The 14,248-nt window shown below is 63.7% G+C and carries 1 protein-coding gene; it reads left to right on the top strand.

Going from position 1 to position 14,248, the window contains the following annotated elements:
• The first annotated feature begins 208 nt into the window (after positions 1-208).
• Entirely contained in the window at positions 209-14,245 is a 14,037-nt protein-coding gene (locus AACY52_RS11230) for a non-ribosomal peptide synthase/polyketide synthase (RefSeq protein ID WP_339560491.1), read from the top strand.
• The last annotated feature ends 3 nt before the right edge of the window (positions 14,246-14,248 follow it).

Genomic DNA, 14,248 nt, shown 5'->3' on the forward strand with positions numbered 1-14,248 from the left:
GCGTTCCCTGCGTGTAACTAAATGTAGTTGCAAAAAGTGGTGTCCGTCAATGCTAGCTCGGGTTTGTGTGGTCTTCCTGAGATTGATGTAACCCCTGATGACACCTCGCGCCACGCCTTCCATCCCCCGCTAATTTTTCCCTCTCCGGTTCGTTTTATAGGGACGACGTGCCTTTGTGCTTCCTGCCTATTGCTCCGGACTCCAAGAAATGAATGCTGAAGACTCCTTGAAACTTGCTCGCCGGTTTATCGGGTTGCCCCTGGAAAAGCGCCAATTGTTCCTGCAGGCCTTGCAGAAAGAAGGCGTGGATTTTTCCCGGTTTCCGATTCCGGCAGGGGTGGAAGTGGAGGATCGCGAGGCGCTGTCCTACGCGCAGCAGCGCATGTGGTTTCTGTGGCAATTGGATCCTGCCGGTGGCGCCTACAACCTGCCTGGTGCGGTGCGTCTGACGGGTGCGTTGAGCCTGGGCGCACTGGAGCAGGCATTCGCCAGCCTGGTCGCGCGCCACGAAACATTGCGCACGGTGTTCCAGCGCCAGGCCGATGAGCGCCTGTTGCAGGTGGCGGCGCAAACGTCGTTAAGCGTCGAGCAGCTCGATCTGAGCAACCTGGCCCCCGCCGAGCGCGAACAGGCCGTCAACGAAGCGGCGACCCGTCAATCGCTGCTGCCGTTCGACCTGGAAAACGGCCCGTTGCTGCGCGTGCAATTGCTCAAGCTCGATGCGCAGGAACACGTATTGCTGTTGACCCTGCACCACATCGTTTCTGACGGCTGGTCGATGAACGTGCTGATCGATGAATTCATCCGCTGCTACGACGCCCATGAGCGTAATGAAACCCCGCAATTGCCGGCCTTGCCGATCCAGTACAGCGACTACGCCCTGTGGCAACGCCGCTGGCTGGAGGCCGGCGAACAGGCTCGCCAACTGGACTACTGGCAGGCGCGCCTGGGCGATGAGCATCCTGTGCTGGAACTGCCCGCGGACCGCCCACGCCCGGCCATGCCGAGCTACCAAGGCACGCGCTATAACTTCGCAATCGACCCGCAGTTGGCCACACAACTGCGCACTTGCGCGCAAAAACACAATGTCACCCTGTTCATGCTGTTGCTCGGCGCTTTTAACGTACTGCTGCATCGCTACACCGGGCAGGGCGATATCCGCGTTGGCGTGCCCATTGCCAACCGCAACCGCACTGAAGTCGAAGGGTTGATCGGCTTCTTCGTCAACACCCAGGTGCTGCGCACCGAACTGACCGGGCAAACCCGTATTGCCGAGCTGCTGCAAAGCATCAAGGAGCATGCCCTGGACGCCCAGGCCCATCAGGAGTTGCCGTTCGAGCGCCTGGTGGAAGCCCTCAAGGTCGAGCGCAGCCTGAGCCATACGCCGCTGTTCCAGGTGATGTACAACCACCAGCCGGTGGTGGCCGATATTGCCAGCGTCAGCACCGCTTCGGGTCTGGAGCTGGCAGTGGTGGAGTGGCAAGGCCGCACCACCCAGTTCGACCTGACCCTCGACACCTATGAGAAATCCGGCACCCTGCACGCCGCAATGACCTACGCCATCGACCTGTTCGACGCGCCGACCATCGAACGCATGGCCGGGCACTGGATCAGTCTGTTGCAAGCCATGGTGGCCGACGGTGAGCAGCGCATCGGTGAGTTGCCGATGCTGGCTTCGGATGAACGGCACGTGCGGGTCAACGTGTGGAACCAGACCGCCGAGGCATACCCGACCGAGCGCGGCATTCATCAACTGATCGAAGACCAGGCGCACGCCACACCCGATGCACCCGCGCTGGTGTTCGGTGCGACCACGCTGACCTACGCCCAGCTCGATACCCGCGCCAACCAATGGGCTCACGCCTTGCACGAGAAGGGGGTAGGCCCTGATGCGCTGGTGGGGATCTGCGTCGAGCGCTCGATCGAAATGGTGGTCGGCCTGCTCGCCATTCTCAAGGCCGGCGGCGCCTACGTCCCGCTGGACCCGGAATACCCCCGGGAACGCCTGGCCTACATGATCGAGGACAGCGGCATCCAGTTGCTGCTCAGTCAGCGCGACCTGTTGCCGTTGCTGCCAATCGAGGGCATCCAGGTGATTGCGCTGGACCAGCCTGCCGACTGGCTCGACGGTTACAGTCGCCAGTCGCCAAGCGTCGCTCTGCATGCGCTGAACCTGGCCTACGTGATCTACACCTCCGGCTCCACCGGCAAGCCCAAGGGCGCCGGCAACAGCCATCGAGCACTGGTCAACAGGCTGTGCTGGATGCAGCAGGCCTATGGCTTGGACGCCAGCGATGCGGTGCTGCAGAAAACCCCGTTCAGTTTCGACGTGTCGGTGTGGGAGTTCTTCTGGCCGTTGATGACCGGCGCGCGGCTGGTCGTCGCCGCGCCCGGTGAACACCGTGAGCCAGCGCGCCTGATCGAGACCATCGCGCAGCACCGCATCACCACCTTGCACTTCGTGCCATCGATGCTCCAGGCGTTTATCCATGAGCCGGGGGTGCAAGCCTGCAACAGCCTGCGACGCATCGTGTGCAGCGGTGAAGCCTTGCCGCTGGATGCGCAGTTGCAAGTGTTCGCCAAATTGCCCCAGGCCGGGTTGTTCAATCTCTACGGCCCGACCGAAGCGGCCATCGACGTTACCCACTGGACCTGCATCGACGAAGGCGCCGACAGCGTGCCTATCGGCCGGCCCATCGCCAACCTCGGCACCTATGTGCTCGACGCCCAGCTCAACCCTGTTCCCACTGGCGTCAGCGGCGAGCTGTACTTGGGCGGCACTGGCCTGGCGCGCAGTTACCATCGACGGCCGGCGCTCACCGCCGAGCGTTTTGTGCCGAGCCCCTTCGGTGAAGGCGCACGCCTTTACCGCACCGGCGACCGCGTGCGCCAGCGGGCCGACGGGGTAATCGAATACCTTGGCCGCCTCGATCACCAGGTCAAGTTGCGCGGCCTGCGGATCGAGCTGGGTGAAATCGAGGCGCGCCTTATGCAGCACCCATCGGTGCGTGAAGCCGTGGTGCTGGTGCAGGGCGCCAAGCAGTTGGTGGCCTATCTGGTGTTGGAAGGCGCAGCGCCGCGCGACCTCAAGGCCTGGTTGCTCAGCAGCCTGCCGGAATACATGGTGCCCACCCACATGGTGCCCCTGGACAAGTTGCCGGTGACTGCCAACGGCAAGCTTGACCGCAAAGCTTTGCCATTGCCGGACGCCACCCCACAGCAGGCCTATGTCGCGCCGGAAAATGAGCTGCAAAAAGCCTTGGCGGCGATCTGGAGTGATGTGCTCGGCACGCCGCAGATCGGCCTGGAAGACAACTTCTTCGAGCTGGGCGGCGATTCGATCATCTCCATCCAGGTAGTCAGCCGTGCGCGCCAGGCGGGTATTCGCCTCAGCCCGCGAGACCTGTTCCAGTACCAGAGCGTGCGCAGCCTGGCGCGGGTGGCCACCTTTGAGCAGGCGCCGGTCATCGACCAGGGGCCGGTCACCGGCGAGGTACTCCTCACACCCGTGCAACACAGCTTTTTCGAGCAGGCGATCCCGGCACGCCAGCACTGGAACCAGTCGTTGCTGCTGACCTCGCGAGAAGTGCTGGACCCCGTGCGCCTTGACGCCGCCTTGACCCGCCTGATCAATCACCACGACGCCCTGCGCCTGCGGTTTGTGCAGCAGGCAGACGGTTGGCGGCAAGCTCATGCCGAGCCGGTTACGAGCGCGTCACTGTGGCAGTCACAGGTCTCTGACGAGGCGCAGTTGGCCGCACTGTGCGATGAAGCTCAACGCAGTCTCGATCTTGGACAGGGCCCGCTGTTGCGCGCCGTCCTGGCAACGATGACCGACGGCACCCAGCGTCTGCTGCTGGTGGTGCATCACCTGGCAGTGGACGGCGTGTCGTGGCGCATCCTGCTCGAAGACCTGCAGCAGGCCTATCGCAACGCCGCGCTGCCGGCCAAGACCAGCGCCTACCAGCAGTGGGCGCAGCAGTTGCAGGCCCATGCGCAGACACTGGACGAGCAACTGCCGTACTGGCAGGCACAGACCGCGAGCGCCGATCTGCTCTGCGACAACCCTCAGGGCGGCCTGCAAAACCGCCTGGGCACCACACTCGAAATCCGCCTCAGCGCCGAACACACCCGCCAACTCCTGCAAGACGCCCCGGCGGCCTATCGCACCCAGGTCAACGACCTGCTGCTGACCGCCCTGGCACGCGTCATCAGCCGCTGGAGCGAGCAGCCTGCCGCGCTGATCCAGTTGGAAGGCCATGGTCGTGAAGACCTGTTCGACACGCTCGACCTGAGCCGCACCGTGGGTTGGTTCACCAGCCTGTTCCCGGTGCGCCTGCAGGCCGAGGGTGAGTTGTCGGCGGCGATCAAGTCGGTGAAGGAGCAACTGCGGGCCGTGCCGCACAAAGGTATCGGCTATGGCCTGCTGCGCTACCTCGGCGCACCTGACGCCCGCGAGGCCTTGTCAGGCCTGGCCGTACCGCGCATCACCTTCAACTATTTGGGCCAGTTCGACCGCCAGTTCAACGAGGCGGCGCTGTTCGTTCCGGCTGACCAGGGCAGCGGTCAGGCCCAGGACCCTGAGGCACCGCTGGCCAACTGGTTGACGGTGGAAGGGCAGGTGTACGGCGGTGAATTGGCCCTGCGGTGGGGGTTTAGTCGTGAGATGTTCGAGGTGGCGACTGTTCAGCGCCTGGCGGATGATTACGCGGCTGAACTCCAGGCCCTGATCGAACACTGCTGCACCACGCCCACGGGGCAGGTCACACCCTCGGACTTCCCGCTGGCGCGCCTGACCCAATTGCAACTCGACGGCTTGCCTATCGCGGGGCCAGCCATTGCCGATGTCTACCCGTTGTCGCCCATGCAGCAGGGCATGTTGTTCCACACCTTGTACGAGCCCGAGGCAGAGGCTTATATCAACCAGTTGCGCCTGGATATCGAAGGCCTCGACCTGCTGGCGTTCGGCCGTGCCTGGCAAGCCGCGCTGGACCGTCATGACATCCTGCGCAGCAGCTTCCACTGGCTTGGCCTGGACAGTGCCCATCAAGTGATCCAGCGCCAGGTGGATGTGCAGTTGCACGTGATCGAAGACGTCGCCGCCGACGTTGACGCGCTTGCTGTCGCAGAGCGCGAGAAGGGTTTTGCGCTGAATGCGGCGCCGTTGTTTCGCTTGATGCTGGTGCGCGGTGCCGGCCGTGCCTGGCACCTGATCTTCACCAGCCACCACATCCTCATGGACGGTTGGAGTAACGCCCAGTTGCTCGGCGAAGTGATCGCCCATTACGCCGGGCATAACGTGCCGGCACCGCAAGGGCAGTTCCGCGATTACCTGGGCTGGTTGCAACAGCAAGCGTCGGGCGAGGCATTCTGGAAAGCCAGTCTGGCGCCGTTGCAGGCACCGACTTTGCTGGCGCAAGCCCTGCGTGTGCCGGCCGACGGCAAGGGCATGTCAGACCATCATGTGGTGCTGGACAGCGACTTTACCCGCGCCCTCGGCGAGTTTGCCCGCCATCAGAAAGTCACCCTCAACACGCTGCTGCAAGGGGCCTGGAGCCTGTTGCTGCAACGCTACACCGGCCAGGCGTGCGTGGCGTTCGGTGCTACCGTCGCCGGCCGCTCGGCGCCGTTGCCGGGGCTCGAACAGCAACTGGGCCTGTTCATCAATACGCTGCCCATTGTCAGCGCCGCCGCGCCGACCCAGGCGGTGGCCGACTGGCTGAGCGAGCTGCAAGCCCTCAACCTGAGCCTGCGCGACCACGAACATGTGCCGCTCTATGACATCCAGGGTTGGGCGGGCCAGCAGGGGGCGGCGCTGTTCGACAGCTTGTTGGTGTTCGAGAACTTCCCGGTGGCGGACGTCTTGAAGCAGGGCGCGCCTGCCGGTCTGACGTTCGGTCGTCTGCATAACCATGAGCAGACCCATTATCCGCTGACTTTGGGCATTGAGCTGGGCAGTTGCCTGCGCCTGGAGTTCGGCTATGACCAGGCGCGCTTCAGCGCTCGGCAGGTCGCTCAATTAAGCCGCAACCTGCGTCACCTGCTGGTGCAGATGCTGGCTGATGCTCAGGCGCCCGTCGGCAGCCTGCGTCTGCTCGACCCAGCTGCACGGCGCGACATCCTTGCCCTGAGCCAGTCGCCTAGCGCGGCCCAGCGTCATCTGCGCGTGCACGAACGCATTGCTGCCCAGGCCGACGTCACACCCGACGCGCTGGCAGTGCAGGCGAGCGATACACGCCTGAGCTACGCCCAACTCAATGATCGCGCCAACCGTCTTGCCCATCGCCTGCTGGAACTGGGCGTTGGCCCAGGCCGGCGCGTCGGCCTGGCCGCACGACGTGGTCCACAGTTGATCGTCAGCCTGCTGGCGGTGCTCAAGAGCGGCGCCGCCTACGTGCCGCTGGACCCGAACTATCCTGGCGAACGCCTTGCCTACATGCTGACTGACAGCCGGCTCGACCTGCTGCTCAGCGAGACCGGGCTGCTGGCCGACCTACCGTTGCCCCAAGGGCTGGTGCGCGAGGAGTTCACCGCGTCCGGCGAAGAACTGGCACGCTACCCGTCCACCAATCCCGCCAACCACGCCGCAGCCGCCGACCTGGCGTATGTGATCTACACCTCGGGCTCCACCGGGCTGCCCAAGGGCGTGGCCATCGACCATGCCGCCCTTGGCCAGTTCTGCGACAGCGCCGAGGTCTACAGCAGCTTGAGCGCGGCAGACCGCGTGCTGCAATTCGCCACGTTCAGCTTCGACGGCTTTGTCGAGCAATGTTACCCGCCGCTGTGCGTGGGCGCGGCGTTGATCATGCGTGGTGATGAGCTGTGGGACGCTGGGCAGTTGGCTCGAGAGATCGTGCAGCAGGGCGTAACCCTCGCGGACCTGCCGGCCGCCTACTGGTATTTGCTCGCCAAGGAGTGCTCCCTCGACCCGCGCCCCCTGGGCAACCTGCGCCAAGTGCACGTGGGCGGCGAGGCGATGTCAGTGGAAGGGCTGCGCGCCTGGTACGCGGCCGGTCTGGGCGACGTGCGCCTGGTCAACACCTACGGGCCCACCGAAGCGACCGTGGTGTCCAGTGTGCATGACTGCCAGTTGGCGGACGCCAGCGATGCGTTTGGTGTGCCGATTGGCCGGGCGATCGAAGGTCGCTCCTTGTATGTGCTGGACAGTGGTTTTGAATTGCTGGCCACCGAGGGTGTGGGCGAGTTGTGCATCGGCGCCCAATACGGTTTGGCCCAATGCTACTTCGACCGCCCGGCGCTGACTGCCGAGCGCTTCCTGCCAGACCCGTTCTCCGCCGTGCCTGGTGCGCGTCTCTACCGCAGCGGCGACCTGGCCCGTTACACCGAGGCGGGTGCGCTTGAGTACGTCGGACGCATCGATCATCAAGTGAAGGTCCGCGGTTTCCGGGTTGAAATGGGCGAGATCGAAGCCAGCCTGCAAGCCTTGCCGCAGTTGCGTGAAGCCGCCGTCATCGCGCAGTCGAGCGCGACAGGCACGCAATTGGTGGCCTACGTGGTACCCGTTAAAGGGCAAGCGTTGGAAGCGTCCGCATTGGCGAACAATTTGCGCCAGTCGTTGCCGGACTACATGGTGCCGGGGCATTGGGTCATCCTCGATGCGTTGCCGTTGAACAACAACGGTAAGCTGGACCGTCGTGCGCTGCCGACACCGGACCTGAATCAGGCACGCCAGGCCTACGTGGTGCCGCAAAATCCCCTGCAAATCCAATTGGCCGCCATCTGGCAGGCCGTGTTGCAGGTGGAGCAGGTAGGGCTCAACGACCACTTCTTCGAGCATGGCGGCCACTCGTTGCTGGCGACCCAGGTCATTTCCCGGGTGCGCCATGACCTGCAACTGGAAGTACCGCTGCGGGCCTTGTTCGAACAACCGACATTGGAGGCCTTCGCAGGCGTTTGCGCAGAGTTGCAGGCGACAACTGCGCTGCCGCTGGTGGCGGTGACGCGTGATCAGCCGCTGGCACTGTCGTTCGCACAGGAACGTCAATGGTTCCTTTGGCAACTGGACCCGACCAGCGCCGCCTACCACGTGCCGAGCGCGCTGCACCTGCGTGGGCGCTTGGACGTCGCGGCACTGGAGCAGGCGCTCCAGGCCCTGGTGCAGCGCCACGAACCGTTGCGCACTACCTTTGAGGAGGACGGTGAGCACACCTGGCAGGTGATTCACCCAAGCCTGCCGATGCCGATCGAACAACAACGGGTCGCCGCTTCGGCCATCGAGCACGCGGTGGCGCAGGAAATCCAGCGTCCCTTTGACCTGGTCGCTGGCCCGCTGATGCGCGTCAAATTGCTCCGAGTTGAGCCGGAGCACCATGTGCTGGTGATTACCCAGCACCACATCATTTCCGATGGTTGGTCGATGCAAGTAATGGTCGACGAGTTGGTGGCGCTCTATGCGGGGCAACCCCGGTTGCCTGGGTTGCCGATCCAGTATGCCGACTACGCGCAGTGGCAACGCGACTGGATGGCCGCCGGTGAAAAACAGCGTCAACTCGATTACTGGCGCATGCGCCTGGGGATGGAGCATCCGGTGCTTGAACTGCCGCTGGATCACCCGCGCCCGGCGGTGCAAAGCCACCGTGGCGCACGCAGGCAAGTGCATTTGGACAATGCGCTGGTGGCCGACCTCAAGGCCTTGGCCCTGCGCCAGGGTGTGACGTTGTTCGTGCTGCTGCTGGCGTCTTTCCAAGTGTTGCTGCATCGCTACAGCGGCCAGTCGCAGATCCGCGTGGGCGTACCGATCGCCAACCGCAATCGCTTGGAAACCGAGCGTCTGCTCGGCTTCTTCGTTAACACCCAGGTGTTGCAGGCTGACATGCAAGGGCAGATGGCGTTTGATCAATTACTCGTCCAGGCCAGGCAGCGTGCCCTGGAGGCTCATGCCCATCAGGAACTGCCGTTCGAACAGTTGGTGGAAGCCCTGCAACCGCAGCGCAGCCTCAGTCACAATCCGTTGTTTCAGGTGATGTTCAACCATCAGGACAGCTTGCGGGCAGCCCCGGTGCAATTGCCTGGCCTGGCGTTGCAACCGGTGGATTGGTCGGGGCACAGCACCCAGTTCGACCTGAGCCTGGAGACCGAAGAATCCGCCGAAGGCTTGTGGGCATCTCTGACCTACGCCACCGACCTGTTTGACGCAGCAACTGTCGAGCGCCTGGCCGAACATTGGCAAAACCTATTGTGCGCCGTGGTGCGCGATGCGTCCCAGGCCGTTGATGAGCTGATGATGCTCAGTGCGCCGCAGTGGCAGCAGATGCTCGAAACCTGGAACGACACCGCCGTCGACTACCCCCGCGAGCGTTGTGTGCATCAGTTGTTCGAAGCCCGGGCCCTGGCACAACCACACGCCCTGGCGCTGCAATTCAATGGTCAAGCCCTGAGCTACGATGAACTCAACCGTCGCGCCAACCGCCTGGCCCATCGCTTGATCGCGGCGGGTGTGGGTCCGGACGTATTGGTGGCGGTGCATGTCGAGCGCTCTCTGGACATGGTGGTCGGCCTGCTGGCGACGCTCAAGGCAGGTGGCGCCTATGTGCCGCTTGATCCGCAATTCCCGGCGGATCGCCTGGCTTTCATGCTCGAAGACAGCCGCGCACAGGTCCTGCTGACCCAGCCACACTTGATCGGTCACCTGGCGCACCGGCACTGTGTGCAGGTATTGATGGTCGACGCCGCCGACGCTGCCGAGCACAACCCGCAGGTCGAGGTCACGCCGGAACACCTGGCCTATGTGATCTACACCTCCGGTTCCACCGGCAAGCCCAAGGGTGTGATGGTACGCCACCGGGCGCTGTGCAGCTTTACCTGCGGCATGGCCGATACTCTGGACTTCGGCATTGACGCACGGATGTTGTCACTGACCACCTTCTCGTTCGATATCTTCGCCTTGGAACTGTACGTGCCCCTGACGGTGGGTGCCATGGTACTGCTGAGCGGCCAGGAACTGGCCCTCGACCCGGAAGCAATCATCGACCTGGTGCACAGCCAGTCCGCCAACGTGCTGCAAGCGACGCCTTCGACCTGGCGCATGCTGATGGAAAGCCCACGTGCCCGGTTGCTGCACGGTATCAAGAGCCTGTGCGGCGGTGAAGCGCTGCCGGCGAACCTGGCTCAGCGCATGCTCGACCTGCAAGGTCCGCTGTGGAACCTTTATGGTCCCACCGAGACCACCATCTGGTCGGCGGCCCATCGTCTGCACGACGCACAGCCTTTTGTCGGGCGACCTATCGCCAACACCACGTTCTTTATCCTCACTGCCGGGTTGACACCAAGCCCGGTGGGCGCTGCTGGTGAACTGCTGATCGGCGGTGTCGGCCTGGCCCGTGGTTACCACGAGCGCCCCGCGCTGACGGCCGAGCGCTTTGTGCCCAACCCGTATGGTGCGCCAGGGGAGCGCCTCTACCGTACTGGCGACCTGGCCCGCTACCGTGCAGATGGCGCGGTGGAATACATTGGCCGCGTCGACCATCAGGTCAAGGTGCGCGGGTTCCGCATTGAACTCGGCGAAATCGAAGCCTGTTTGCGCGAGCATGCCGGCGTGCGCGAAGCCGTGGTTCTGGCCGATAACGACCGCTTGATCGCTTACCTGGTCAGCTCGGTACCCGACACGGTAGAGGCCTACAAGGCGGCCCTGCGCGAGCGCCTGCCGGACTACATGCTGCCGGCGCACCTGGTGTTCCTCGACAGCCTGCCCCTGACCCCCAACGGCAAGCTCGACCGTAAGGCTTTGCCGGCAGTGGACGCTGCGCGTTTGAGCAAAGGCCATGTGGCGCCAGTCACACTGCGTGAACAGCAGGTCGCGGCGATCTGGGCCGAGGTGCTGGAGCTGCCGCAGGTCGGCCTTGACGATCACTTCTTCGAGCTCGGCGGGCATTCGCTGCTGGCCACCCGTGTTGTCTCGCGGGTTCGCCAGGTGCTGGCGCTGGAAGTGGCGCTCAAGACCCTGTTCGAACATCCGCGGTTGGAGGACTTCGTTCGGGCGCTGGGCGAGGAGGGCGTGGTTGCTCCTGCGTTGCTCAAGGCTGACCGCAGTCAACCGCTGCCGTTGTCCTATGCCCAGGAGCGCCAATGGTTTCTCTGGCAACTGGACCCGCAAAGCACGGCGTATCACATCCCCAGCGCATTACGTTTGAAAGGGCTGCTCGACCTGCCTGCTCTGCAATGCAGTTTTGACACCTTGCTGGCACGCCATGAAAGTCTGCGCACCCATGTGCGCCAGGACGCTGGCGGCGCGGTGCAGGTGATTGAAGACTCGGGCCTGATTGAGATCAGCCTGCTCGGCACCGAGGAAGATGGCCTCAAGGCGCGGGTCGCAGAAGTGGTTGCGCAGCCATTCGACCTGCTGCGCGGGCCACTACTGCGGGCCAAGTTGCTGCGTCTGGCTGTTGATGACCACGTACTGGTGCTGGTGCAGCACCATATCGTCTCCGATGGCTGGTCGATGCAATTGATGGTCGAGGAACTGGTCCATTTGTACGCTACCTTCAACCAGGGGCGGATGCCCGACTTGCCCGCCTTGCCGATCCAATACGTCGATTACGCCCTGTGGCAGCGCAACTGGATGGAGGCCGGTGAGAAGGCTCGTCAACTGGCGTACTGGCAGGCCCAGCTGGGTGGCGTACAGCCGGTGCTGGAGCTGCCTTTCGACTACTTGCGTCCGGCGGTACAGAGCCAGCGTGGCGCACGCCTGGGCATCGAGCTGCACCCTGAGCTTCTGAGCGGCCTGCGTCAGTTGGCGCAGAACGCCGAGATCACCTTGCCGATGGTATTGCTGGCATCCTACCAGGCGTTGCTGCACCGCTACAGCGGCCAGGAAGACGTGCGCGTCGGCGTGCCGATAGCCAACCGCAATCGCCTGGAAACCGAAGGGCTGATCGGCTTTTTCGTCAACACCCAGGTGCTCAAGGCCGATATCCATGGGCAGATGAGCGTTGTGCAACTGTTGCAGCAAGTGCGCCGGCGTTCCCTGGAGGCCCAGGCCCATCAGGACTTGCCGTTCGAGCAATTGGTGGAAGCCTTGCAGCCTGAGCGCAGCATGAGCCTGAGCCCGCTGTTCCAGGTGCTGTTCAACCATCGTGTGACGTCAGCCAATAACCACCTGCAGCGCCTCACCGAACTGGATGTCGAGGTGCTGAGCTGGGATGAAGGCGTGGCGCAATTCGACCTGGCGCTGGATGTGGAGGAAAGCCAGGCGACGCTGCGTGCCTCCCTGAGCTACGCCACAGACCTGTTTGCCCCTGCCACGATTGAACGCATGGCCGGCCACTGGCAGAACCTCTTGCAGGCAATGGTTGCCGATCAACAGCAACCCATCAGCCAACTCAACCTGCTGGGCGAGGATGAGCAACAACACATCCTTCGGTTGTGGAACCAGACTGACGCCGGCTTCTCGGCCGAGCGGCTGGTGCACGAATTGGTAGCCGACCGTGCCCGGGAAAACCCGGATGCAGTCGCGGTGAAGTTCGACACGCAAACCCTGAGCTACGGTGAATTGGACCGCCAGGCCAACCGCCTGGCCCATGCGCTGATCGCCCGTGGTGTCGGCCCGGAAGTGCGCGTGGCAATTGCCATGCCGCGCAGTGCCGAGATCATGGTGGCGTTCCTCGCGGTGATGAAAGCCGGTGGCGTGTACGTGCCACTGGATATCGAATACCCGCGTGACCGCCTGCTGTACATGATGCAGGACAGCCGTGCCCGGTTGCTGCTGACCCACACCAGCGCCTTGCAGCAACTGCCGATTCCCGAGGGGCTGGACAGCCTGGCGATTGATCGCACCGAGGAGTGGGCGGGGTTCAGCGACACTGACCCTCAAGTGAAGCTGGATGGCGACAACCTGGCCTATGTGATCTACACCTCCGGCTCCACCGGCATGCCCAAGGGCGTGGCGGTGTCCCACGGTCCACTGGTAGCCCATATCATTGCCACCGGCGAGCGTTATGAAACCTCGCCCGCCGATTGCGAACTGCACTTCATGTCGTTCGCCTTCGACGGCTCCCACGAAGGCTGGATGCACCCGCTGATCAACGGCGCCAGTGTGTTGATCCGCGATGACAGCCTGTGGCTGCCGGAATACACCTACCAGCAAATGCACCGTCACAACGTGACCATGGCGGTGTTCCCGCCGGTGTACCTGCAACAGTTGGCCGAGCATGCCGAGCGTGACGGCAACCCACCGAAGGTGCGCGTGTACTGCTTCGGGGGTGATGCCGTTGCCCAAGCCAGCTACGACCTGGCCTGGCGCGCGCTCAAACCCACTTACCTGTTCAACGGCTACGGCCCGACGGAAACCGTGGTCACGCCGTTGCTGTGGAAAGCCCGCCGTGATGACCCATGCGGTGCCGTCTACGCACCGATCGGTACATTGCTGGGTAACCGCAGCGGCTATGTGCTGGACGCACACCTCAACCTGCAACCTATCGGCGTGGCCGGCGAGCTGTACCTGGGCGGCGAGGGCGTAGCGCGGGGTTATCTGGAGCGACCGGCGTTAACGGCTGAGCGCTTCGTGCCGGACCCATTCGGCAAGCCGGGCAGCCGTGTGTACCGCAGCGGTGACCTGACCCGTGGGCGTCCGGATGGCGTGGTGGACTACCTCGGCCGCGTCGACCATCAGGTGAAAATCCGTGGTTTCCGTATCGAACTGGGCGAAATCGAAGCGCGCCTGCGTGAGCAGGACAATGTCGGTGAAACCGTAGTGGTCGCCCAGGACGGCCCGACCGGCAAACACCTGGTGGCTTATGTGGTGCCGGAAGGCGGCAACCTGGCCAACGAAACCGAGTTGCGCGACGTTCTGCGCCGCGCCCTGAAAACCCGTCTGCCGGACTACATGGTGCCGACGCATTTCATGTTCCTGGCGCAAATGCCGTTGACCCCCAACGGCAAGCTCGACCGCAAGGGCCTGCCCGAGCCGGATGCGAGCCTGTTGCAACAGGCCTATGTGGCCCCCGAAACCGAGCTGGAACAACAGATCGCCGCGATCTGGGCCGATGTCCTGCGCCTGCCGCAAGTCGGCCTGAACGACAACTTCTTCGAGGTGGGCGGCCATTCCCTGCTGGCGATTCAGATCACCTCGCGGGTCCAGGCCGAACTGGGCCTGGAAGTGCCCCTGGTAGAAGTGTTCCAGACCGAAACCCTGCGTGCCTACGTGCAGGCCGCTGCCACCTTCCGTGCCGGCAGCGCGGAAGACTTTGATGATCTTCGTGACTTTTTGAGCGAACTAGAGGCGATTTGACCC

Origin of the sequence: Pseudomonas sp. EA_65y_Pfl1_P113 (genome assembly GCF_963970525.1) — a bacterium.
Classification (GTDB): Bacteria; Pseudomonadota; Gammaproteobacteria; order Pseudomonadales; family Pseudomonadaceae; genus Aquipseudomonas; species Aquipseudomonas tritici.